The organism is Agrobacterium tumefaciens (genome assembly GCF_013318015.2).
Taxonomy (GTDB): Bacteria; Pseudomonadota; Alphaproteobacteria; order Rhizobiales; family Rhizobiaceae; genus Agrobacterium; species Agrobacterium tumefaciens.
Map to the genome: position 1 here is coordinate 1,980,600 of NZ_CP115841.1, position 24,164 is coordinate 2,004,763.

Annotated in this window: 25 protein-coding genes; 4 read left to right on the forward strand and 21 right to left on the reverse strand. The window is 60.5% G+C overall.

Going from position 1 to position 24,164, the window contains the following annotated elements; all coding sequences use genetic code 11:
• Positions 1–3: 3 nt before the first annotated feature.
• The 21 genes from aidB to G6L97_RS09930 all read right to left on the reverse strand — a co-directional run bounded on the left by aidB (position 4) and on the right by G6L97_RS09930 (position 17,236).
• The gene (aidB, locus tag G6L97_RS09830; protein WP_019565121.1) at positions 4–828 is read right to left on the reverse strand and encodes an AidB family quorum-quenching N-acyl homoserine lactonase; all 825 of its coding nucleotides are present in this window, start codon (positions 826–828) and stop codon (positions 4–6) included.
• Positions 829–831: 3 nt separating this feature from the next.
• On the reverse strand, positions 832–1,443 hold the full coding sequence (gene ureG, locus G6L97_RS09835; protein WP_013636707.1) for an urease accessory protein UreG: 612 nt from the start codon (positions 1,441–1,443) through the stop codon (positions 832–834).
• Positions 1,444–1,549: 106 nt separating this feature from the next.
• Positions 1,550–2,221 (reverse strand): urease accessory protein UreF, encoded by a 672-nt coding sequence (locus G6L97_RS09840; protein WP_162686685.1) that lies wholly within the window; start codon positions 2,219–2,221, stop codon positions 1,550–1,552.
• Between the two features lie 3 nt (positions 2,222–2,224).
• Positions 2,225–2,713, reverse strand: a complete 489-nt coding sequence (ureE, locus tag G6L97_RS09845; RefSeq protein WP_162633806.1) for an urease accessory protein UreE — start codon at positions 2,711–2,713, stop codon at positions 2,225–2,227.
• Between the two features lie 150 nt (positions 2,714–2,863).
• Positions 2,864–3,400, reverse strand: a complete 537-nt coding sequence (locus G6L97_RS09850; RefSeq protein WP_013636710.1) for a peroxiredoxin — start codon at positions 3,398–3,400, stop codon at positions 2,864–2,866.
• A 168-nt stretch (positions 3,401–3,568) separates the two neighbouring features.
• Positions 3,569–4,237 (reverse strand): TIGR02117 family protein, encoded by a 669-nt coding sequence (locus tag G6L97_RS09855; RefSeq protein WP_162686684.1) that lies wholly within the window; start codon positions 4,235–4,237, stop codon positions 3,569–3,571.
• Between the two features lie 9 nt (positions 4,238–4,246).
• On the reverse strand, positions 4,247–5,956 hold the full coding sequence (gene ureC, locus G6L97_RS09860) for an urease subunit alpha (protein ID WP_013636712.1): 1,710 nt from the start codon (positions 5,954–5,956) through the stop codon (positions 4,247–4,249).
• 4 nt (positions 5,957–5,960) lie between these two features.
• Positions 5,961–6,605: a Urease operon accessory protein gene (locus G6L97_RS09865; RefSeq protein WP_162686683.1), complete on the reverse strand. Its 645-nt coding sequence runs from the start codon at positions 6,603–6,605 to the stop codon at positions 5,961–5,963.
• A gap of 5 nt (positions 6,606–6,610) precedes the next feature.
• Positions 6,611–7,021 carry a lysozyme inhibitor LprI family protein gene (locus tag G6L97_RS09870; RefSeq protein WP_003513903.1) on the reverse strand — a complete coding sequence of 137 codons (411 nt, stop codon included), beginning with the start codon at positions 7,019–7,021 and terminating at the stop codon, positions 6,611–6,613.
• Between the two features lie 9 nt (positions 7,022–7,030).
• Positions 7,031–7,387 (reverse strand): GFA family protein, encoded by a 357-nt coding sequence (locus G6L97_RS09875; protein ID WP_111784099.1) that lies wholly within the window; start codon positions 7,385–7,387, stop codon positions 7,031–7,033.
• 1 nt (position 7,388) lies between these two features.
• Positions 7,389–7,694, reverse strand: coding sequence for an urease subunit beta (locus G6L97_RS09880; RefSeq protein ID WP_003491734.1), 306 nt, complete (start codon positions 7,692–7,694; stop codon positions 7,389–7,391).
• A 20-nt stretch (positions 7,695–7,714) separates the two neighbouring features.
• Complete coding sequence (locus tag G6L97_RS09885) at positions 7,715–7,972, reverse strand: DUF1272 domain-containing protein (protein ID WP_111784100.1); 258 nt, start codon at positions 7,970–7,972, stop codon at positions 7,715–7,717.
• A 10-nt stretch (positions 7,973–7,982) separates the two neighbouring features.
• The gene (locus tag G6L97_RS09890) at positions 7,983–8,285 is read right to left on the reverse strand and encodes an urease subunit gamma (protein WP_003513909.1); all 303 of its coding nucleotides are present in this window, start codon (positions 8,283–8,285) and stop codon (positions 7,983–7,985) included.
• Positions 8,286–8,394: 109 nt separating this feature from the next.
• A complete protein-coding gene (locus G6L97_RS09895; RefSeq protein WP_162686682.1) occupies positions 8,395–9,246 on the reverse strand; it encodes an urease accessory protein UreD in 852 nt (283 codons plus the stop codon).
• Complete coding sequence (locus G6L97_RS09900) at positions 9,153–10,406, reverse strand: alpha/beta hydrolase family esterase (protein WP_019565111.1); 1,254 nt, start codon at positions 10,404–10,406, stop codon at positions 9,153–9,155. The genes G6L97_RS09895 and G6L97_RS09900 overlap by 94 nt, the downstream gene beginning before the upstream one ends.
• A 255-nt stretch (positions 10,407–10,661) precedes the next feature.
• On the reverse strand, positions 10,662–11,357 hold the full coding sequence (urtE, locus tag G6L97_RS09905; protein ID WP_174002879.1) for an urea ABC transporter ATP-binding subunit UrtE: 696 nt from the start codon (positions 11,355–11,357) through the stop codon (positions 10,662–10,664).
• Positions 11,358–11,565: 208 nt separating this feature from the next.
• Entirely contained in the window at positions 11,566–12,327 is a 762-nt protein-coding gene (gene urtD / locus G6L97_RS09910; protein WP_003513917.1) for an urea ABC transporter ATP-binding protein UrtD, read from the reverse strand.
• Positions 12,328–12,334: 7 nt separating this feature from the next.
• Complete coding sequence (gene urtC, locus G6L97_RS09915; protein ID WP_174002881.1) at positions 12,335–13,513, reverse strand: urea ABC transporter permease subunit UrtC; 1,179 nt, start codon at positions 13,511–13,513, stop codon at positions 12,335–12,337.
• On the reverse strand, positions 13,510–15,123 hold the full coding sequence (gene urtB / locus G6L97_RS09920; RefSeq protein ID WP_111784102.1) for an urea ABC transporter permease subunit UrtB: 1,614 nt from the start codon (positions 15,121–15,123) through the stop codon (positions 13,510–13,512). The genes urtC and urtB overlap by 4 nt, the downstream gene beginning before the upstream one ends.
• 273 nt (positions 15,124–15,396) lie before the next feature.
• Entirely contained in the window at positions 15,397–16,686 is a 1,290-nt protein-coding gene (urtA, locus tag G6L97_RS09925) for an urea ABC transporter substrate-binding protein (protein WP_111784103.1), read from the reverse strand.
• Between the two features lie 343 nt (positions 16,687–17,029).
• The gene (locus tag G6L97_RS09930) at positions 17,030–17,236 is read right to left on the reverse strand and encodes a DUF2735 domain-containing protein (protein ID WP_003513926.1); all 207 of its coding nucleotides are present in this window, start codon (positions 17,234–17,236) and stop codon (positions 17,030–17,032) included.
• 481 nt (positions 17,237–17,717) lie between these two features.
• On the opposite strand from G6L97_RS09930, the gene G6L97_RS09935 reads away from it, so the two are divergent.
• The 4 genes from G6L97_RS09935 to G6L97_RS09950 all read left to right on the forward strand — a co-directional run bounded on the left by G6L97_RS09935 (position 17,718) and on the right by G6L97_RS09950 (position 24,106).
• Positions 17,718–18,752, forward strand: a complete 1,035-nt coding sequence (locus G6L97_RS09935; RefSeq protein ID WP_003510168.1) for a glutamine synthetase beta-grasp domain-containing protein — start codon at positions 17,718–17,720, stop codon at positions 18,750–18,752.
• A gap of 218 nt (positions 18,753–18,970) precedes the next feature.
• Complete coding sequence (locus tag G6L97_RS09940; protein ID WP_003510171.1) at positions 18,971–19,741, forward strand: SDR family oxidoreductase; 771 nt, start codon at positions 18,971–18,973, stop codon at positions 19,739–19,741.
• 43 nt (positions 19,742–19,784) lie between these two features.
• Entirely contained in the window at positions 19,785–23,180 is a 3,396-nt protein-coding gene (locus G6L97_RS09945) for a hybrid sensor histidine kinase/response regulator (protein WP_111784104.1), read from the forward strand.
• Entirely contained in the window at positions 23,177–24,106 is a 930-nt protein-coding gene (locus G6L97_RS09950; RefSeq protein ID WP_013636721.1) for a response regulator, read from the forward strand. The genes G6L97_RS09945 and G6L97_RS09950 overlap by 4 nt, the downstream gene beginning before the upstream one ends.
• The last annotated feature ends 58 nt before the right edge of the window (positions 24,107–24,164 follow it).

Consider the following 24,164-nt stretch of genomic DNA (forward strand, 5'->3'; position numbering starts at 1 on the left):
ATATCAGACCGGCTGCGGCACGAAGCGGAAGCGATCGCCCTTTCGCTCGACGCGGAAAAACCCACCAAGATGGCCGCCGGAAACCAGCCAGCCGTGATCGGCAACCTGGGCCAGCGCATCGAGACGTGTCGAGTATGCAGTTTCGGAATCGATATCATAGACGAAACCGATACCCGGATCGTCCGCCTGCAACGCGCTAACATGCAGCACATCGCCCCACAATAACAGCCGGTCATCGCCATTACCGATGAGATAGCCGGTATGGCCAGGCGTATGGCCGGGCATGGCGATGGCTTCCATACCCTCGGCAATCCTGCCAGTTGGGATTGGCCGCAGCATGGCCCCACAAATGTCGAGCAGCCGGGCGGCAATATCGAAGGCGCCCTGCCTCGCTGCCGGCAATGTCTTGCGCGCATCCTCGCTGGTGAAAAAGGCAAGATCGGCCTCGGGCACCCATATGTCCGCATTGGGAAAATAAGGCCGGTCGCCTTCGATAAGTCCCAGCGCATGGTCGCCGTGAATATGGGTGAGGATAACTCGGCTGACATCATCAGGCTGGATCCCAGCGGCAATCATCCCCGCACGGGCATGGCCGTAGGTCGGCCCCCAGGCCGTGCCGCAACCGGTGTCTATCAGCGAAATACCATCAGGCCCTGACAGCACAAAACAGTTGACGTCCATATCCACCGTTTCGCCCTCATGCCCGGCAAGCGCCGCCGCCAGCGCATCCGCGCCCTGTCGGTGGATGAGGTGGCCAACAGGCGCCTTGTAGACACCATCGACAAAACGGGAAACGTCATAGGGACCAAAACGGAGGGGCGTGGTCATGTCTCAGAGACCGCCCTGCTCTTTCAGGAAACCGACGATGCGATCGACACCCTCGCCGCGCTTCATGTCGGTAAAGACGAAAGGCATGGCATTGCGCATGCGGGTGGCATCACTGTCCATCACCGTCAGATCAGCGCCGACGTAAGGGGCAAGGTCTTTCTTGTTGATGACCAGCAGGTCCGAGCGGGTGATGCCCGGCCCGCCCTTGCGCGGAATTTCCTCGCCCTGACAGACGGAGATCACATAGATGGTGATATCGGCAAGATCAGGCGAGAAAGTCGCCGCAAGATTGTCGCCACCGGATTCGATGAAGACAACATCGAGATCGGGAAAGCGCGCATTGAGACCGGCAATCGCCTGCAGATTGATCGTCGCATCCTCACGGATGGCAGTATGCGGACATCCGCCCGTCTCCACTCCAACGATACGCTCGGACGGCAGCGCCTGCATGCGCACCAGCGCTTCCGCATCCTCCTTGGTGTAGATATCGTTGGTAACGACGGCGACGGAGTAATCGGCGCTCATCGCCTTGCAAAGCTTTTCCGTCAGCGCAGTCTTGCCGGAACCGACCGGCCCGCCAATGCCGACGCGCAGCGGACCGTTGCCCGATTTCATGCCCGATGTCACAACCATGTTCCCTTCAATATGCTTTGATGTTGTCCCACCATAACGCTTCGCACGACCGCTTCAAGGGCGGCAATGCTGCATCGCGGCGAGATATTCAGGAGCGGAAAAGCCGCGTTCCCTGCATCTCGTGCCGCATGGTCGCGGTGTCGGCGATAACAGTGGCGCTGCCGAGATCGTCGAGCGTGGATTGCACGGCCCGTGCCGCCATTTCGCCGATCGACGCCTCGCTTTCGGCGAGAATGGCAACGCCGTCCTTCTGCCCCGCGACGCCGAGGCGGATACCGGCGGAGACGATCTGCGAGACACCGGCATGCAGGAATGCGGCAACCGTTTCCAGAAGCGGCACGCCATGCCCTGCCGCCACCGCACCTATGGCAACAGGATAAGGAACCTCTTTCGGCAACAGCTCAAGAACCGCGTTCGGCCAGGCGCCGGCGGCGGCAACGAAGGCATCGCCGAGGAGCACCGTCTCGCGGTAGCGCTCCGCAGAACCGGCGAGCGCGCGAGCCAGATCCGCCGCTTCACTCAGGGCGACGGCGTCCGTTCCATTGCGCCAGGCATCAGCCAGAAATACCGCATCGTTCCACAGACTGCCGGAACGCAGAAGCACCTCCACCCAGCCGTAAAGGCCGGCGGCATCACTGACGCGCCGGTCCTCCACCGCCTTTTCAAGTCCGCCAGAATAGGAAAAGCCGCCGACAGGAAAGGCCGGCGACATCCAGGCCATGAGCCGCAGCAGCGCGGCAACGCCGCGATCTTCGCTCATGCCTCAGCCATGGTCGTGATGGTGACCATGGTCATGCCCGTGACCGTGGGAATGGCCGCCATGGGCGTGGTAAGCACCGCGCGCCGGCTGGAAAGGTTCTTCCACATCACGCACTGTTGCGCCAAGGCCTTCCAGCATCGCGCGGATCACGTGGTCACGCAGGATGAGAATACGCTCCTCCTCGATCTGCGCCGAAAGGTGCCGGTTGCCCAGATGCCAGGCAAGCTCGATCAGGTGAAGACGATCCTTCGCCTTGATTTCGAACAGCTTTTCGTCCGCAGCGCGAACCTCCACCAGATCACCGTTCTCCACCACCAGCAGGTCGCCATGGGCAAACAGCACAGCTTCCTTCAAATCCAACATCACCATCTCGTCATTCTGCAAATGCAGAAGTTTTCGGCGCAGATGCCGCTGGTCATGCGCGAGAGTGACATAACCGGAAGGTTCGTCGGCTGGAGTTCCGGCGGGGTGATAGGACGTGACGCGCAGCATGGGATGATCCATTTCAGAAACAGTCTTGGGGTTCCGATTGTTGACGGATAGCCCGGCCGATTTCAAGGCGTGTTTTCAGGTGGAACGCGTCTCGGAAAACGAAAAAGCCCGGCATCGCTGCCGGGCCTTGTCAAAAAAAGCAAACCGCAATCAGGCCGCAGCGCGGCTCTTCAGGTTTTCCAGAATGTTCTGCGGCGAGGAAACGCCGTAAGGGTCGGTATCGCTATTGTCGCAATAGCCCTCTTCCTCGAACCACTGCTCCACCAGACCGTCGTTGATGACGGCGGCGTAACGCCAGGAGCGCATGCCGAAACCGAGATTGTCCTTGGCGACCAGCATGCCCATCTTGCGGGTGAACTCGCCCGAACCGTCAGGAATGACCTTGACGTTTTCGAGGTTCTGGCCTTTTGCCCAGGCGTTCATCACGAAGGCATCGTTGACCGACAGGCAATAGATTTCATCGACGCCGAGCGCGCGGAATTCGCCCGCGAGCTTTTCGAAATCGGGAAGCTGGTAGGTCGAGCAAGTCGGCGTGAAAGCGCCGGGCAACGAGAAAAGAACGACCTTTTTGCCCTTGAAGTAATCGTCGGAGGTCATGTCCTGCCAACGGAAAGGGTTGGGGCCACCAACGGCCTCGTCGCGAACACGCGTGCGGAAGGTAACGGCGGGCACTTTTTTGCCGAGCATGTCTTGTCTCCTGATCTGTCTTCAATTTTCTGGCGTTTTGCACGGATCGCTTGGGACCGATCCGCACGGAATTCTTTTGCCGTTTCTTTAGCGCAAGATGCGCTGCGGTGCAGCATAAAAATCGGATTACCAGACGTCAAATCAACGAAACGTCGCACCGCGGGAAGATCAATTGTGCAGCGCTACCGACCAGCGCAACAGTGGCGGCAACGGTGTCCACCAGCCGGTGCGAATGCCGGCTTGCCGCAGCATGGCGGCAGACCACGTGTTGCAGCCGGCCAGCGCATTGAACCAGCCATTAGCCTCGAAAAATCCATCCGTCAGGCTGTAGGAAGCTCCGGGTATAAGCTGAACTTTGTTATTGTCCCGCAGGAAGCTCGCACGAATGCCCGCCACGAGTCGCTGATATCCAGCTTCGGAAATGCGAAGGCGCTTCACCCCGGCAAGGTCGGCGGGAAAATCCCCCGTCACATCCACATGCATCACCGACTGGTCGAGTGTCAGAGAGCGCACGACCGGCATCGGCCTCAGGTCGGCCCATGTCGGCGTCTGTATGTAAAACGACCGGCCACCCCAGCCGAACACCAGATAGGCAGCAGCCGGATGGTTGACAGCGATACCGCCCTCCTGCAATTCGGAAAAGACCCGCCGCAGATCGTCATCAACAGGCAGGGCGATATCGGTATGTATCGGATTGGACAATAGCAATATCTCGCGATCCCTCACGCCGCTTGTTTCATCGGCAAAAAAGGGTCGCGGCACGACGGTGCCGAGCACAAGAAGCAGGATGGTCAGCAGCAGGCCACCGCCGATCCACCTTGTGATAAATCTCACCACGAAACGCCGTCAGAACAGGAAATAACGCTGCGCCATCGGCAGCACCGTCGCCGGTTCACAGGTCAGAAGCTCGCCATCGGCGCGCACCTCATACGTTTCCGGGTCAACCTCGATATGCGGGGTCAGCGAATTGTGGATCATCGAGGCCTTGGAAATACCGCCGCGCACGTTCTTCACCGCCATCAGCTTCTTGGCAACACCAAGACGCCCTGCAAGGCCGGCATCCAGCGACGCCTGACTGACAAATGTAACCGAGGAATTGGTGCGCAGCTTGCCATAGGCGGCAAACATCGGGCGGTAATGCATCGGCTGCGGCGTGGGAATGGAGGCATTCGGATCGCCCATGGGTGCCGCGGCGATGGAACCGCCAAGCAACACCATCTCAGGCTTCACGCCGAAGAATGCCGGGTTCCACAACACCAGATCGGCACGCTTGCCGACTTCGATGGAGCCGATCTCATGGCTGACGCCCTGCGCGATGGCCGGGTTGATGGTATACTTGGCGATGTAACGGCGGACGCGGAAATTGTCGTTTTCGCCGGTCTCTTCCTTCAGACGGCCGCGCTGGCGCTTCATCTTGTCAGCCGTCTGCCAGGTGCGAATCGCCACTTCGCCGACACGGCCCATGGCCTGGCTGTCGGAGGAAATGATCGAGAACGCGCCGATATCGTGGAGAATATCCTCCGCCGCGATGGTTTCCTTGCGGATGCGGCTTTCGGCGAACGCGATATCCTCAGGGATGGACGACGACAGGTGGTGGCACACCATCAGCATATCCAGATGTTCGGCCAGCGTATTGATGGTGTAGGGCCGCGTCGGGTTGGTGGAAGACGGGATGACGTTCGGATTGCCGCAGACCTTGATGATATCAGGCGCATGGCCGCCGCCTGCCCCTTCGGTGTGGAAGGCATGGATGGTGCGGCCCTTGATGGCGGCAACCGTGTCTTCCACGAAACCGCTCTCATTCAGCGTATCGGTGTGGATCATCACCTGCACGTCATATTCGTCAGCCACCGTCAGGCAATTGTCAATGGCGGCGGGCGTCGTGCCCCAGTCCTCGTGCAACTTCAGCGATGAGGCACCGGCAAGGATCATCTCTTCCAGCGGCGCGGGCAACGAAGCATTGCCCTTGCCCGCCAATGCGAGGTTCATCGGGAAAGCGTCGAAGCTCTCGATCATCCGCTCGATGTGCCACGCGCCGGTGCAGGTGGTGGCAAGCGTGCCATGCGCGGGGCCGGAACCGCCGCCCAGCATGCAGGTAACGCCGCTCATCAGCGCTTCCTCGATCTGCTGCGGGCAGATGAAATGGATATGTGCATCCATGCCACCGGCAGTCAGAATCTTGCCTTCGCCGGCAATCGCCTCTGTCGAAGGGCCGACAATGATTGTCACGCCCGGCTGCGTATCGGGATTGCCCGCCTTACCGATGGCGTGGATGCGCCCGTTCTTCAGGCCCACATCCGCTTTGTAGATGCCGCTATGGTCGACGATGACGACGTTGGTGATGACGGTATCGACAGCGCCCTCGGCCCGCGTCGCCTGGCTCTGGCCCATGCCGTCGCGAATGACCTTGCCACCGCCGAATTTCACTTCCTCGCCATAGGTCGTGTAGTCCTTCTCGATCTCGATGAAGAGTTCGGTATCGGCAAGACGCACCTTGTCGCCGACGGTCGGGCCGAACATGCCGGCATAGGCGGCGCGGGAAATCTTGTAAGGCATGGGTTCAGGCTCCTTCGGACGCGGAGAAAATCGATATGGGAGAAATTCGTGTCAGCCGGCCCTCGTGTGTGAGGGCCTCTACAAGCTGTTTTTCGGCGGCAAACGGATGCCCGTTCCAGCCGTGATGACCAAAGCCCGCAATCGCCACCTCGTCATCACCGCCGCTCACGGTCTCCAGAACATGGGCGATGGCAAGAAGCCCGGTGCTCGGGCAGACGTAAGGGGCCGGCGCATAGACCTGCAATGCGTGATCAAGCCGCTCATGCACCCCGCGCGGAATGACGAGGTGGCTCTTGCCGGTCTCTTCGGCTAATGCTACGAAACCGGCGGTATAATCGGCACAAAAATCGGTCAGTTCGGGCCAGCGAGCGCGGATATCCGGCTCCATCTGCGAAAATTTCGCGGGATCGCGCACCGACCAGATAGCGGAAGCCTGCTGCACCCCCTCATTGTCGCGCCACGCGGCCCCTTCGCTCATCTCGCGGCCCGGCCGGCCGGTGTTACAAACGGCCACCACATCCGTGCGGCTGCCGCCAGCGCCCAGCGAACGGCAATCGTTGAAGCGGATGACAATGTCGGAAAGGTCGATGAGATCAGCCACGCCCTGCGGCATTTCTCCGTTTCCGACAATCATGATCCGCCGCCCCATACCGTTCAGAAACCTTCGGACAACTGGCGCAGTTCGTCAGCGCGCTTGTTGCTCATATCGGCCAGGCATGAGGAAACCAGCATCGGCTCCATCGTGCCGCCACGCGCCTGAAACCCGAAGGCATCACAATTGGCATCGCGAAACGCCACCCAGGCACGCTGGGCGGCAACCAATGCATCCACGGCACCCTTGCCGCTTTCGTCTGCCGTCTTGTCACGCTCCGCAAGCTGCTTGCGAACCTTCTGGTAGGCGGCGTTCAACTGCTTGTCGGCCTTTTCGTAATCCTTGCCGGCGCAGATTGTCATATCGGCCTGCGTTTGCGGCGAGGTGCAATCGGGCGCGTCATCGGCAAATGCGGAAGACGCCGCAAGAGACAGCAGGACAGCCGCACCGAAACAGAATTTTTTCAAAGTCATGGCCATCACTCAGGCAGCCGCGCCATCGAAAGCCTGCGGCTTCAGCGCACGCGGATCGACACCATCAAGGCAATTGGTATTCACCGCCACCATCGGCGTCCCATCCGGCCCATCGGCATAGGCAAAACTCTCAATGCCGCAGGTGGAGCAGAACAGATGATGGATCTTGTGCTTGTTGAAGAGGTATTCCGTCAGCTTGTCGTCGCCGGAAAGCAGGGTGAATTTTTCGCGCGGCGCAAAGGCAAGCGTCGAGGCCAAGCGCTTGCAGCGCGAGCAATTGCACACGACCGTGTGGTCGAGATCGGCATCGACCTCGAAGCTCACGTCGCCGCATTGGCAACTTCCGTGATAATGTGCCGTCGCCATCTCATAACCTCCCCATGATCTGTTGACGAAACCCGTAAACCTCACGCTTGCCGGAAAGCGGCACCAGCGTCACTTCCCGCTTCTGGCCGGGTTCAAAACGAACCGCAGTACCAGCCGGAATGTCGAGACGCATGCCGCGCACCTTATCGCGGTCGAAGACAAGACCCGCATTGGTCTCGAAGAAATGGTAATGGCTGCCCACCTGAACCGGCCGGTCACCGGTATTGGCAACCTCGATCGTCACCGTCGGCTGGCCGGCATTGAGTTCGATGGTGCCCTCTGCGGCAATGATTTCGCCTGGTTTCATGGTGCTCCCCTTTGTCTCTCTCAAGCAGCGGTGGCTGCCGCGCAGCCTTCAGCCTTCAGCACCCGTGTCGTCGATGCCGGATTGTTGACGAGATTGGCCGCCGGGCGGATGGGCCTGCGAACCAGCTCGCCGCCGCAATTCGGGCAGGCGCCTTTGAGCACATCGGTCGCGCAGTCGGCGCAAAAGGTGCATTCGAACGAGCAGATCATCGCATCCCGGCTGTCGGGGGCAAGATCACGGTCGCAGCATTCGCAATTGGGCCGAAGCTCCAGCGCCATATCGTCCCCCTCAGCGTATCGGTTCGTGAACGGTCACAAGCTTGGTGCCGTCGGGAAATGTTGCTTCCACCTGCACATCATGGATCATGTCGGCGATGCCTTCCATAACCTGATCGCGGGAAATGACATGCGCGCCGGCTTCCATCAGGTCGGCCACCGCGCGACCATCGCGGGCGCCCTCGACAACGAAATCGGTAATCAGCGCAATCGCTTCCGGGTAATTCAGCTTCACGCCACGCTCCAGCCGGCGGCGCGCCACCATGGCGGCCATGGAAATGAGCAGCTTGTCTTTTTCTCTCGGAGTAAGGTTCATCGTCGTCCCGCAGCTTTCGCACCTGTCCCGCAAAACACAGTGTTTCGGGGGCTGATCCGACTTGTTTGACAGACCCCGGAAGGTCGCCTGTCGCGGGCGATCCGGAGCTTTACAGATTCCAGACTTTCGGCACTGGCGCGCTGTTTCGCAAGAGCGAAATGATCGGAAAAAGTATTTTTCTAAGGGAGAAACCGTCGGCGGCGGACACGCGCACGACAAGCTTGCCCTGCCATTCGCTGGCGCCGCCGCTTTCACCGGCAATAGCCCGGATTTTAGGCAAAAGCGCCTCGGCCAGTGGCCCGATATAAAGAAGCGTGGCAAAGGCCACCTGCCCGGCAAGCACCGCCGGTTTTGCAGTCAGCTCCGCCACTTCTCCCGCAAGCAGCAGCTCTTCGGCATGTACCAGCCGGCCGCCATGGCGAATGCGCCATCGATCCCGGAACAGGCCATGCTGCATCGCTTCGCCCATGGCCTGACGCCCGAGCAGCACGGCTTCGACGGCGATGAATTCGGAGGTTGCGTCGAGATCGGCTTCCAGCCTGCGGGTCAGCGACGCGCGGTCGAAAAGAATGGTTTCCTGCGGCAGCCAGTGCAACCGGGCGCCCGGCCCTGCGGAAACGCGGGCGGTGACGGTGGCGGTTCCGGAGGATGCCTTGTAGACCTTCTCGCAGGCCTGCGTCGTCACCACCAGCGAGGTGCCGGCCCCGGCAACAGCCTGCCATTCCATTTCATCTCCGCCGGTCAATCCGCCGGAGGAGTTGATGAGGATGGCCTCGATCTCGTTGGAAAACGTATCCGGCAGGCGGATCTTGGCGCAACCTTCCTGGAACAATTGGTCCAGCCGGCTGCGACCTTCGACAGCCTTGGTTACAATGCGTCCTCTGCCACGGGCGCGCTGCTGCCGGGCAGGTTCGCCGTCTTCGAGACCGGAAGGGCGGAAGGCTTGCTGTTCTGGCTGCACGCGGTCTCCGAAACGGTTGCAGAAGCGGACCCGGCCTTGGCGCCGCAATCTTTTTTGACGACGGCATCCACCACCATCTGTCCTTCCGTGTTGCGGAAGAAATCCCACATTCTTTCCGCCGCATCAACCGTGCGCGTCACTTCGCCTGTGGGCATCTTGCGCTCCACGGCAGGTTCCGCCTTCGGCGTCTGCTCGCCACCAGGCTTGCGGGTAAGGACCGCCGACGCTGCCAGCACTTCCGCCTTCATGGTGGCGCGCGGCCAGGCATGGTCCCAATTGTCGATGACATAGGACTGGATACGTGCCCCGCCCTTGCAGACGTCATAGGAATTGACGGTGAAGCTCTCGCCCGGTCTGGTTTTCGCGCCGCCCTTGCAGCCGTCCATTTCCGCCCAGCGTTTCAGCGCCGTCTCGCCGCCATATTGCCAGTAGGACTTGCCACCACCCTGATAGGGATTGGCCGGATCCTTCAGACCCGCAAAGGCGATGATCGACATCGGCCGCGCCGGCTTGCAGCTTGCCGCATCCGGTCCCCATTTGCCCTCGGTCTCCAGCGGATAACCCGCGCGCAACGATGCAACGAAGCCGGCAGCGGTGAAATCCGCGCTGCCATTGCAGATGAATTGCGACAGCATGCGCCCGCCGCCGGAATAACCGGAACCGTAAAAGCGCTCCTCATCCACGCAGAACTTGCCTTTCACCATGGCAATTGCATCGCGAATGAAGCTCACCTCATCCAGCCCGCCGGGACGGGTGGTAACACCAGGAACGTTCCAGGCATGGGTGCCGGGCAATTCGCCATTGAGGCTGCCGGCCAGCGCCACCACCATCAGGCCGTCGCGCTCGGCAAGCTTGTCCCAGCCGCTGCGGTTCAGCTGTCCGTGCGGATTGCTGTTGGAGCCGTGGAAATCGAACACCACAGGCACCGGTTTTTTTCCGTCATAGGCGGATGGAACGAAATAAACGCCTTCGCGTTTCTGACCACTGGAAAGAATGGAAAAATCATGCCTGCCCGGTTCCACGCCGGGTTGAGCAAGCTGACCGCAGGTCGAGGCCGACGCTGCGACACTCGCGCTCGCGCAGATCGCAAGACCCAGAAACAGGGTGCGGGCGGAGCGGAACAGCCGGGCAGCCCGGCCAAGGGCAAAGTCTTGATGCATTGACACGCCTTTATTGGGCACGGTTTCCCCGACGATACGTCGGACGCGCGTGGAATGTAAGGGATCAACTGTCGCGGCGTGCGAATAGACTTCGTCTGTGTCTCGCATGCAGCATTTCCGCTGCCAATATCACAGGCGTTTATTCAATGAAATGCTAAAATTGCGCATAAAAGCCATGCAGACACGCATAGACTTTCAAAATATTAATCGGACGTTTGCACGCCGTGATCGGCGTGCGTGGCTTCTAGTGTCGATTTATACTGTCAGATGGCGACGCGCCTCGGGCTTATCCAGCGTTTCGGCAAGCCCCTCATGCACAATTTCGCCGCGGTCCATGATGTAGACATAGTCGGCAAGCTCACGGCAGAAATCCAGATATTGCTCGACCAGCAGGATCGCCATACCGGTTGAATCCCTGAGATATTTGATTGCGCGGCCGATATCCTTGATGATCGACGGCTGAATGCCTTCGGTCGGCTCGTCGAGAACGAGGATTTTCGGCCGCGTCACCAGCGCCCGGCCGATGGCGAGCTGCTGCTGCTGGCCACCGGACAGGTCGCCGCCGCGTCTGCCCAGCATGGATTGCAGCACCGGAAACAGGCTGAAAATATCGTCGGGAATGAAACGCTCCTTGCGCGGCAGCGGCGCATAACCGCTTTCAAGGTTTTCCTGCACGCTGAGCAGCGGAAAGATTTCACGCCCCTGTGGCACGTAGCCGACACCGCGCTTGGCCCGGTGGTAAGGCGCCAGCCCATCCAGTGCCGCTCCTTCAAAGCTGATCGACCCGCCACTGATGGCATGCTGGCCGGTGACCGCGCGCAACAACGAGCTTTTGCCTACGCCGTTTCGGCCGAGAACACAGGTGATCTTGCCCATCTCCGCTTTCAGAGACACGCCCCGCAGGGCTTGGGCTGCGCCATAGTGGAGGTTGATGTTTTCGACGTTCAGCATGGTGCAACTCCATTGATGCTTTGGTGGGCGGCGCTACCCCCCTCTGCCCTGCCGGGCATCTCCCCCACAAGGAGGGAGATCAGATGCCGTTCCCGCTCGTCCCATCGCCTACTGGTCTTGGGGCAGGGTGTTAGCCGCTTGCCGATCTCCCCCCTTGTGGGGGAGATGCCCGGCAGGGCAGAGGGGGATAAAGCCGCAGACGCTTCCATCACCGCCCCAGATAATTCTCGATCACCTTCGGATCGCTGGACACAAAATCGATCGACCCTTCCGCCAGCACCGAGCCCTCGGCAAGACACGTCACCTTCACGCCCAGCTCGCGGATGAAGCCCATGTCGTGCTCCACCACCACGACCGAGCGGGTCTTGGCGATTTCCTTCAGAAGCACGGCGGTTTCGGCTGTCTCCGCATCCGTCATGCCGGCCACCGGCTCGTCCACCAGCAGCAGCTTCGGTTCCTGTGCCAAGAGCATGCCAATCTCCAGCCACTGTTTCTGGCCGTGCGAGAGGTTGGCCGCGAGATCGCCGCGGCGGTGGCTGAGACGCACGGTGGCGAGGATTTCCTCGATACGCGCCTTGTCCTCCGCTGTCAGCCTGTAGAACAGCGTGGCGAAGACGCCGCGTTTGCGGTTCAACGCCAGTTCCAGATTGTCCCAGACGGTATGGCTTTCAAACACCGTTGGCTTCTGGAATTTACGCCCGATGCCCAGCTGGGCAATGTCCGCCTCGTCCTTTTTCGTGAGGTCGATGCTGTCTTCGAACAGCACCGTGCCGGTATCCGGCCGGGTCTTGCCGGTGATGATATCCATCATCGTCGTCTTGCCGGCGCCATTCGGACCGATGATGGCCCGCAGCTCGCCCGGCTCCACCACGAAGGACAGGGAATTGAGCGCCCTGAACCCGTCGAAGGAAACGGAAACACCGTCGAGATAAAGCAGGCTTTTGGTTCTGTTTTCGGAAACCGTGTTCATATCAGCCTCACTCCGCCGCCTGTTGCGCCGCTGTTGCAGCACTGTCATTGCCCGGTTGTCCGGCCGCACTTGCCGCCCGCGCAACACGCTTTTCGCGCAGCCCGACCAGATAATGCTGCACGGTGCCGACGATGCCCTTGGGGAAGAACAGCGTCACCGCGATGAACAGCCCACCCAGTGCAAACAGCCAGAATTCGGGGAAAGCGCCGGTGAAATAGCTCTTGCCGCCATTGACCAGCAGCGCGCCGATGATCGGCCCGATCAGCGTGCCGCGCCCGCCGACTGCGGTCCAAACCACCACCTCGATGGAGTTGGCGGGGGAGAATTCGCCGGGATTGATGATGCCCACCTGCGGCACGAACAGCGCACCGGCAATGCCCGCCATCATGGCCGAGACGACGAAGGTAAAGAGCTTGATGTTTTCCACCCGGAAACCGAGGAAGCGCACCCGGCGTTCGGCATCGCGCACGCCCACCAGCACCTTGCCGAATTTGGAATTGACGATGCCGGATGCAATCAGCAGCGAAAGCGCCAGCATCACGGCCGTCATCGCAAACAGCACGGCACGGGTGCCATCCGCCTGCACGGAAAAGCCGAGAATATCCTTGAAATCGGTGAGACCATTGTTGCCGCCAAAACCCATGTCATTGCGGAAGAAGGCAAGCAGCAGGGCGTAGGTCATGGCCTGCGTGATGATGGAGAGGTAAACGCCGTTGACGCGCGAGCGGAAGGCGAACCAGCCGAACACGAAGGCGAGCAGGCCGGGCACCACCAGCACCATCAGTGCTGCAAACCAGAACATGTCGAAGCCATGCCAGAACCACGGCAGTTCCTTCCAGTTGAGGAACACCATGAAGTCAGGCAGCACGGGATGGCCGTAAACACCGCGCGTGCCGATCTGCCGCATCAGATACATGCCCATGGCATAACCGCCGAGCGCGAAGAAGGCGGCGTGGCCGAGCGAGAGAATGCCGCAATATCCCCAAACCAGATCAAGCGCCAGCGCCAGCAGCGCATAGGCCAGATATTTGCCGAGCATCGACATGATGTAGGTCGGGATGCGGAACGCGCTGTCAGCCGGCAACAGCAGATTGGAGGCGGGCACCAGCACGGCGATGGCCAGGATGATGCCGATGGCGATGGAAATGCGCCGATCGAGCGCGCGCAGGAGGAAGCCGGTAATCATGCTTCGATCGCCCTTCCCTTGAGTGCGAAGAGACCACGCGGCCGCTTCTGGATGAACAGGATGATGAGAACGAGCACGAGGATCTTGCCGAGCACGGCGCCCACCGTCGGCTCAAGGAACTTGTTGAGCACGCCGAGCGACAGCGCACCCACGAGCGTTCCCCAGAGATTGCCGACCCCGCCGAACACCACCACCATGAAACTGTCGATGATGTAGCTCTGGCCGAGATTGGGCGAGACATTGTCGATCTGCGACAGCGCTACCCCGGCAAGGCCGGCAACGCCGGAACCGAGCGCGAAGGTGAAGGCATCCACCCAGGGCGTGCGGATGCCCATGGAAGAGGCCATGCGGCGGTTCTGGGTCACAGCGCGCATCTGCAAGCCGAAGGCGGAGCGCTTCAAAAGCACCAGCAGCGCGAAGAAGACGGAAAGCGAGAAGCAGACGATCCACACGCGGTTCCAGGTGAAGTTGAGGTAACCAACGCTGAACGAGCCGGACATCCAGCTCGGGCTGCCGACCTCACGGTTGGTCGGGCCGAAGATGGAACGCACGCCCTGTTGCAGGATCAGCGAGATACCCCAGGTGGCGAGCAGCGTTTCCAGCGGTCGCCCGTAGAGATAGCGGATGACGCCGCGCTCCATGATGAGGCCGACGCAGGCTGTGACCAGAAAGGCGGCCGGCAGGGCAATCGCCAGTGACCAGTCGAACAGGCCGGGGAAATGGCTGCGGATCAACTCCTGCACCATGAAGGTGGAATAGGCGCCGATCATCACCATCTCGCCATGCGCCATATTGATGATGCCCATGACGCCGAAGGTGATGGCAAGACCGATGGCGGCCAGCAGCAGCACCGAGCCGAGCGACAGGCCGTACCAGACATTCTGTGCGTAATCCCAGAAGGCAAGGGAACTCTCGATGCTGGAAATCGCCTCGTCCACATCCGGCTTCAGGCTCGGATCAACCGTGGGCGTCGCCGCCATCAGAATGCTGATCGCATCGCGCCCGCCAAGCGCCTTGATGGTGGCGATCGCTTCTTTCTTCACCTCAAGGGGGCGGTCGGAGGAAAGCAGCGAGACAGCCCGCGCCTCCTCCATCCGCGTCCGCACCTCTTTGTCGGTTTCCTTGGATATGGCCGCTTCCAGCAATTCCAGATTTTCGGCACTGGGGGCTTTCAGAACCGCATCGGCGGCGGAAAGCCGTACCGAGCGTTCCGGACTGAGCAACGTCAGGCCGCCCATCGCGGCGCGGATGACGCGACGCAGATTGTTGTTGACCCTGATCTTGGTAACCGCCGCCTTCGGCGCTTCGCCAGCACTTTCGCCGGTCAGCGGATCGATGAGTGTGAAATTGGAACCCGACGGCTTGGTCATGAACACCAGATTGTCGGCCTTGCGCACGTAAAGATCGCCTGATGCAAAAGCCTCAAGCGCCAGCACCACCCGCGCGTCGCCGGTGGCAGCAATCTGGCCGATCAATGTTTCGGCCTGCTTGAAGTCAGCCGTGCCGAGCTGGTCGATCAGCGCCTTCGGATCGCTCTGCGCGAGGGACTGGGCGGCGATCCCCAGGGTGAGCCAGAGGAAGATGGCTCCGAGAAAAGATCGGATCGTCATGTCGGGTTCCTTGGAGCGGCGGTGTATTTTATCTGGCGATGAGTAAGTGGCTTACCCCCCTCTTCCCTGCCGGGCATCTCCCCCACAAGGAGGGAGATCGGCAAGACGCGCCTGCGTCGCTCTGTCTCTACAGATGAGAAAGGGCGGAGCCTTGCCGCGAGTCGATCTCCCCACCTGTGGGGGAGATGCCCGGCGGGGCAGAGGGGGGCATGCTTGTTCAGTTTCGAATGATAAAACCGCCCCCAACGAGGGGGCGGAAACCACTAACCCCTATCAGCTACCCTTGCCGCCGCACTTGCCCGTGGCGACGTTGAAGTTGCCGCAGGACATCGGCTTGCGCCAATCCGAAATCAGATCCTTCGAGTCAGGGAGATAATCCGACCATTCGTCACCCACGACCTGTGGCGTCTGCTGCACGATTTCGAACTGCCCATCGGCCTGGATTTCACCGATCAGCACCGGCTTGGTGATGTGATGGTTCGGCATGACGGTGGAGTAACCGCCAGAAAGGTTCGGCACGGAAACGCCGATGATGCTGTCAAGAACTGCGTCCGTATCGGTCGTACCTGCGGTTTCGACGGCCTTAACCCAGGCGTTGAAACCGATATAGGCGGCTTCCATCGGGTCGTTCGTCACGCGCTTGTCGTTCTTGGTAAACGCATGCCAGGTTTTGATGAATTCGGCGTTGACCTCGGTATCGACAGACTGGAAGTAGTTCCAGGCGGCAAGGTGGCCGACCAGCGGCGCGGTATCGAGACCGGCAAGCTCTTCTTCACCGACCGAGAAGGCGACGACCGGAATGTCCTCGGCCTTGATACCCTGGTTCGCCAGCTCCTTGTAGAAGGGCACGTTGGCGTCACCATTGATGGTGGAGACAACGGCGGTCTTCTTGCCGGCCGAGCCGAACTTCTTGATGTCGGACACGATCGTCTGCCAGTCGGACTGGCCGAACGGGGTGTAGTTGATCATGATGTCGTCTTCCTTGACGCCCTTCGACATCAGGTAGGCCTTCAGGATCTTGTTTGTGGTCTGCGGGTAGACATAGTCGGTACCGGCCAGAACCCAGCGCTCGACGCCTTCGGTCTTGGCGAGATAATCGACGGCCGGAATGGCCTGCTGGTTAGGCGCTGCACCCGTGTAGACGATGTTGCGGGAGGATTCTTCACCCTCATACTGCACCGGGTAGAACAGCAGGGAATTCAGCTCTTCGAAAACCGGCAGCACGGATTTGCGCGACGAAGATGTCCAGCAACCGAAAACGGCGGCGACCTTGTCCTGCGAAATCAGCTGGCGGGCCTTTTCGGCAAACAGCGGCCAGTCGGAGGCCGGGTCGACCACGACGGCTTCGAGCTTCTTGCCGAGAACGCCGCCCTTCTTGTTCTGCTCGTCGATGAGCATCAGCATGGCGTCCTTCAGCGTCGTCTCTGAAATCGCCATGGTGCCGGAAAGAGAATGCAGCACGCCTACCTTGATCGTATCGTCGGCGGCAAATGCGCCATGGAAGGCGGTGGTGGACATGATTGCGCCGAGCAGCGCGGCGCTAAGCGTCTTGCGGAATGTCATCGGAAGAACCCCTCTCCTTGTTTAGCCCTCACGGGGCTTCAGCGGCATCGTTGACCGCTGCTGGAAGGGACTATCGATCTCGCGGGCAAGAAACCGTATACGTCAATTGACGTAGGCGGGGTGGCGAAAGCTGCAGGGGGTGTTGGGGAGAGGGAAATCCCGGCCGGGGCAACCGATGTGAAACCTGGCGTTTCAACTTGCTTCTTCTCCGGCAGGCAAGACGAGAGCAGCAGCGGGTCGAGGGTGCGAGGTCGGAGGCAGACTGAGAAGTCGTCCCTTAATCCGGCGCTTCGCGCCACCTTCTCCCCGGCAGGGGAGAAGAAACGATCAGCAACGCTTCACATCAGGCGTGCGGCTTGTCGTCCCGCTCTTCGTCGCGGATCGCATCGTCATGATACCAGGAGCCGAAATCGACATGCGGCTGACGTGCCTCGCGCTCCAGATCGCTCAGCCCGATGTTACGGAACTTTGAGAGCCCCGCGCGTCCGCCGACCGGAAATTGAAAGATCGTTGCCGTTTCACGATGAAAGCCAGTTGCCATATCGAACATCTCACTTTGTTTGCATCGAAGCACTTTGATTGTGAAGCAAACCCGTTAGCTCTGGTTTAGCTCCATCTGATTAAAAAAAAATCACGTTGCGAAAAATATAGGCATTAAATGGTCATTCAGCAAGAAAAACCATTCCGGAAGCGCCGGTTTTTGGGGCAAATGCCGATCCGTCGTTCGCAATCGAAAACATTGCACCGCAACAGGGCATTTTGAGCGATGCCACCCGCTATCTGTTAGGAATCACTGACGAAACATTAGGGTTCGATTTACCTGCCGCAGTGCAGCATGAGCGGTTAATGGCCATATCAGCCCCCTCGGCCCTGAGCATGCCTGAAAGATTTTTCGAAGAATTCGCAAAACATCGCCAATCTGGCACGCGGCATGCATCTATATGGCCAGCCCTTGAACGCGAATGTGCTTCCGGTGGCGAAAGCCACGGCAAGCCTCAAGGCTTCGCATTGTTACCTATGAGAGGTTCGTAATGACTAAGTTCAAACTCGAGTACATCTGGCTTGACGGTTATAAGCCGGTCCCCAACCTGCGCGGCAAGACACAGGTCAAGGAATTCGATGAATTCCCGACGCTCGAGCAGCTGCCGCTTTGGGGTTTTGATGGCTCGTCCACGCAGCAGGCCGAAGGCCACTCTTCGGATTGCGTGCTGAAGCCTGTCGCGATTTACCCCGATCCGGCCCGCACCAACGGCGTACTGGTCATGTGCGAAGTCATGATGCCTGACGGCGTCACCCCGCATGCATCGAACAGCCGCGCGACCATCCTCGACGACGAGGACGCATGGTTCGGCTTCGAACAGGAATATTTCTTCTACCAGGACGGCCGCCCGCTCGGCTTCCCCGAGCAGGGTTACCCGGCTCCGCAGGGTCCGTATTACACCGGCGTCGGCTTCAAGAACGTCGGCTCGGTTGCCCGCGAAATCGTTGAAGAACATCTCGACCTCTGCCTCGAAGCCGGCATCAACCACGAAGGCATCAATGCCGAAGTGGCCAAGGGCCAGTGGGAATTCCAGGTATTCGGCAAGGGCTCCAAGCGCGCCGCTGACCAGATCTGGATCGCCCGTTACCTGCTGCTGCGTCTTTGCGAACAGTACGGCATCGACGTCGAATTCCATTGCAAGCCGCTCGGCGATACCGACTGGAACGGTTCGGGCATGCATTGCAACTTCTCCACCAAGTTCATGCGTGAAGTTGGCGGCAAAGAGTATTTCGAAGCCCTCATGGCCGCTTTCGCCAAGAACTGGCAGGAGCACATCGACGTTTACGGTCCGGACAACCACCTGCGCCTGACCGGCAAGCACGAAACCGCTCCGTGGAACAAGTTCTCCTACGGCGTTGCCGACCGTGGCGCCTCGATCCGCGTTCCGCACTCCTTCGTCAACAACGGTTACCGTGGTTACCTCGAAGACCGTCGTCCGAACTCGCAGGGCTGCCCTTACCAGATCGCTTCCGTCGTTCTGAAGACGATTGCAGAAGTGCCGCTCGCAAAGTCGGCTGCTGCCTGATAACCCAAGACATGGCGTCGCCCGCAACCGGGCGACGCCATTTTTATGTCCACCGAACGGCCGGACCGGACAGGCGACCTTTCGCCCTCTGCCCTGCGTGGAATATTCTTGCCTATGCGCAAACTCGAAGACGTTGCGTGGCTTTGACCAACCGCATCGGCTTTTCCGAAACCGCGGCACGGTTTTCGGTCCGATGCTCTAAAGCAAGAAGGTGAGCGATGGGCATTCTCAAAAAATTCTCTCTCGAAAATCGCATCGCCATCATCACCGGCAGCGGCCGCGGTCTCGGTTTCGAAATCGCCAGGGCCTTTGCCGAGGCTGGCGCCCATGTGTGGCTGACCGGCCGTAACGCCGAGGCGCTGGAACAGGCAGCAGGCACACTTCGGCAAGCCGGCGGAAAAGCCGATTATGCCGCTTTCGACATTGCCGATACCGCCGCCGGAACTGCCCTCGTCCACCGCATCATGGACGAATTCGGCCATCTCGATATCCTCGTTAACAATGTTGGCGCACGCGACCGCCGCCCGCTTTCCGAATTCAGCGACGAGGACGTGCTGGAGCTTATCCGCACCGACCTCACCTCCTCCGTCTCGCTGTCGCGAGACGCCGCGCAAGCCATGAACACCAACGGTTACGGCCGCATCATCACCATCACCTCCATTCTCGGCCACATCGTCAGGCCGGGCGATGCGATCTATCCCGTTGCCAAGCAGGGGCTAACCGGGCTGATGCGCGCAATAGCTGTCGAATATGGTGCGCGCGGCATCACCAGCAACGCCATTGCACCCGGCATGTTCGCCACGGAAACCAATGCGGCCCTTGCCGAAAACCCTGACATGGTCGCCTTTGCCAAGCTGCGCGTGCCGCTTGAACGCTGGGGCAGGCCGGATGAAATCGCCGGTGCAGCCCTGTTTCTGGCCAGCGACGCCTCCTCCTTCGTCAACGGCCATGTGCTGACGGTGGATGGCGGCATGTCGGTGCGGCTGTGAGAATGGCAAAACACCTTTTGCGGAAAGGGGCTGGATCCTAGGCATGGCCGCACGGCAACGCATCATCCCCGTCAGGCGCGAATATAACCGCTGGGTCGCCAACCAGACGCTGGAAGATTATGCGCTGCGCTTCACCGCCAAAAGCGCCCGGCAATTTTCGTCCAACCGCATCTCCCACACCGCCATCGGCGCTATTTCCTTTCTGGCGCTGGAAGCGATCGGCGGCGCGATCACGCTGTCATACGGCACCACCAACGCCTTTTACGCCATCATCGTCGCGGCCATTGCCATGCTTGCCGTCGGCCTGCCGATCAGCCGTTACGCCATCCGTCACGGCGTCGATATCGATCTCCTGACACGCGGCGCGAGCTTCGGTTACATCGGCTCCACCATCACCTCGCTGATCTACGCCGCCTTCACCTTCATGCTCTTCGCCATCGAGGCGTCGATCATGTCCGGCGCGCTGGAGCTGGCGCTCGGCATTCCGCTGTGGATCGGCTACATCATCTCCGCCGTCATGGTCATTCCGCTCGTCACCCACGGCGTGCGCCTCATCAGCCGTTTCCAGATCATCACCCAGCCCTTCTGGATCGTGCTGAACGTATTGCCCTTCATCTTCATCGCTTTGATGGACTGGGAAAAATACGACCTGTGGCGGGCGTTTTCCGGCATTCATCACGCCTCCGGTCCGCCGGGCACCGTGGCCCATTTCAATCTGGTGGAATTCGGCGCGGCGTCTGCCGTCATCCTCGCGCTGATGTCGCAGATCGGCGAACAGGTGGATTTCCTGCGCTTCCTGCCCGCTGAGGGCCAGAGCCGCCTGCGCCATCGCATCGCGGTCTTTCTGGCCGGTGCTGGCTGGGTCGTCGTGGGCGTGCCGAAGCTGCTGGCCGGTTCCTTCCTCGTGGTCTTGACCTTCAGTTCCGGCGTCTCGGTGGACCGCGCCGCCGATCCGGCCCAGATGTACCTGACCGCCTTCGGCTACATGATCCCCAACCATACGGCGGCCATGCTGCTGATGGTCGCCTTCGTGGTGGTCTCGCAGCTGAAGATCAACGTCATGAACGCCTATGCGGGCTCGCTCGCCTGGTCCAACTTCTTTTCCCGCCTCACCCACAGCCATCCCGGCCGCGTGGTCTGGCTGGTCTTCAACGTGGTGATCGCGCTGCTGTTGATGGAACTCGGCATCTATCGCCTGCTGGAAGAAACGCTCGGCATTTTTTCCATCGTCGCCATGGCCTGGCTCTGCACCATCTCGGCCGACCTGTTCATCAACAAGCCGCTCGGCCTTGCCCCACCGGGCATCGAGTTCAAGCGCGCCCATCTCTACGATATCAATCCCGTCGGCGTCGGCTCCATGGCGCTTTCGGCCACCATTGCGCTGATGGCGCATTTCGGCACCTTCGGCGCACTCGCTGCCTCGCTTGCGCCCTATCTCACCCTCATCGTCGCCTTCATCGCCTCGCCGCTGATCGCCTGGGGCACGAAGGGCAAATTCTATCTGGCCCGCAAGCCGCGCCAGAAATGGCGCGAGCTGAGCGCCATCACCTGCTCCATCTGCGAACACCCGTTCGAGCCGGAAGACATGGCATGGTGTCCGGCCTATGCGGCGCCGATCTGTTCGCTCTGCTGCTCGCTGGACAGCCGCTGCCATGACATGTGCAAGCCGAAGGCCAAGCTCAACTATCAGGTAGCGACGGTCGCAAAATCTTTCCTGCCCCACCAACTGGTGGCAAAACTCGCCACACGGCTCGGACGTTATGGCATGGCGGCGGCCATCGCCGTCACCGCCATTGGCGGCATATTGGCGCTCATCGCCCATCAGGTCGGCACCGCCTCGCCGGCAACGGCTGACGTGGTCAACCGCACCATCCTCATCGTGTTTTTCGTCTTTGCCGTCATTGCCGGCATCGTCTGCTGGTTTCTGGTTCTTGCCCATGACAGCCGGGTGGTCGCGGAAGAGGAATCCTCACGCCAGAACACGCTGCTGTTGAAGGAAATCGCCGCCCACAAGAAGACCGACGCCGCCCTTCAGGACGCCAAGGAAACGGCTGAGGCCGCCAACCGCGCCAAGAGCCGCTACGTGGTCGGCCTCAGCCACGAATTGCGCACGCCGCTCAACGCTGTTTTAGGCTACGCCCAGATCCTCGAACGCGATGAGTCCATTCCCGCGCCGCGGCAATCGGCAATCAAGGTCATTCGCCGTTCCGCCGACCATCTCTCCGGCCTGATCGACGGGCTTCTGGATATTTCCAAGATAGAGGCTGGCCGCCTGCAGGTCTATTCCAACGAGATCAATATTCAGGATTTCCTCGACCAGATCGTCGATATGTTCCGCCCGCAGGCGCAGGCCAAGGGTCTGGAATTCCGGCATGAACGCGCCCATTCCCTGCCGCAATATGTCCGCACGGATGAAAAGCGTCTGCGCCAGATCCTCGTCAACCTGCTCTCCAACGCCATCAAGTTCACCGACGAGGGCAGCGTCACCTTCGATGTCGCCTATCGCAGCCAGGTGGCGAGCTTCACGGTGTCGGATACCGGGCGCGGCATTGCCGAAAAAGACCTCGCCCGCATCTACGAGCCTTTCCAGCGCGGCGAGGCCGAAAGCGTGCGCCCCATGCCGGGCCTTGGCCTCGGCCTCACCATCACGAGGCTTCTGACCAACACGCTGGGCGGCGAGATTTCCGTCTCCAGCGAAAAGGACAACGGCTCCACCTTCCGCGTCCGTCTCATGCTGTCGGCCGTGCACCGGCCAAGTACCGCCCCTGCGCCGGAAAAAACCATTCGCTCCTATTCCGGCCCACGCCGCACCATCGTGGTGGTTGATGATAACGAGGATCACCGCGAGCTGATGCGGCAGGTGCTTTCGCCGCTCGATTTCGTGGTGCTGACCGCCCAGAGCGGACCGGAATGCCTGACACTCATCGAAGGCGTGCAGCCCGACCTCTTTCTCATCGATATCTCCATGCCCGGCATGTCCGGCTGGCAGCTTGTGACAAAGTTGCGTGAAGCAGGCCAGACGGCTCCGCTCATCATGCTCTCGGCCAATATCGGTGACGGCACCGTAGCGGGTGCCGGAGAAGACAATCACAACGACGCCATCGCCAAGCCGGTCGATATCCGCCACCTGTGCGACAGGCTTGCGGTGCATCTCGGCCTGAAATGGATTTACGATACCGACCTTCCCCCGGCACCCATCCCCCAGCCGCCGGCGCAGATCGTTCATCCCGGCGCAATTCATATCAAGGATTTGCAGAGGCTCGGCGAAATAGGCTACATACGCGGCATAGAGGCAAAACTCGCAGATCTCGCCCGCAACACCAACAACCTGCCCTTCACGCAAGAGCTTGGCACCTATGTGCAGGCCTTCGATCTGGCCGGTTACGCCCATTTTCTAAAGCGGTTTGAAGAGAGCGACAGGGGAGACGGCAAGGCATGAGCGGGCAAGGCGCAGCACTGCCGAGAGACATTGTATTGCTGGTGGATGACAGCCCGGAAGCGCTGGGGTTCCTCACCGATGCGCTGGAACAGTCAGGCTTTTCGGCGCTGATCGCCACATCCGGTCAGGCCGCGCTCAACATTGCCGAACGCATCACGCCCGATATCATCCTGCTCGATGCGGTCATGCCGGCCATGGACGGTTTCGAAACCTGCCGCCGCCTGAAGGCCAACGCCGCCGTGGCCCAGGTGCCTGTCATCTTCATGACCGGGCTGACGGAGACCGAACATGTGGTGCGGGCGCTCGAATCCGGCGGTGTCGACTATCTGACCAAGCCGATCAACATCGATGAGCTGCGCGCCCGTATCCGTGTGCATCTCTCCAATGCCCGCTCGGCGCAGAGCGCCCGCGTGGCGCTTGATGCCGCCGGACGCCACCTGCTTGCCGTGCGCGCCAACGGCGCGATCCACTGGTCCACACCACAGGCAACCCGGCTGGTCAACGCCGCCACCGGCCGTGATGATGGGCTGGAGATTGTCGTTGCACATATTTCCGGCTGGCTGGCCGACAGGACAACGGTGGATTCCGCCCGCGATGCACCGCTGACGATCACCGAGGCCGGGCGGCCCGCTTTGCAGCTCTCCTTCCTCGGCGCAATGGGACCGGACGAATATCTCTTCCGTCTGACAGCCGCCAACGAGAAATCCGACGACCACCTGCTGAAGGACCACTTTGCCCTGACAACGCGCGAATCGGAAGTTCTGCTCTGGATTGCCAAAGGCAAATCCAACCGCGATATCGGCGATATTCTCGGCCTTTCCGCCAGAACCGTAAACAAACATCTGGAACAGATCTACGTCAAACTCGGTGTCGAAAACCGCGCCTCCGCCGCCGTCAAGGCCGCGCATATTTTGCATCAGGGGTGACGGCTGCATCTGATGTGACACGGTTGGAAAAACATATATTTTCCGCTTAAGCGTAGAG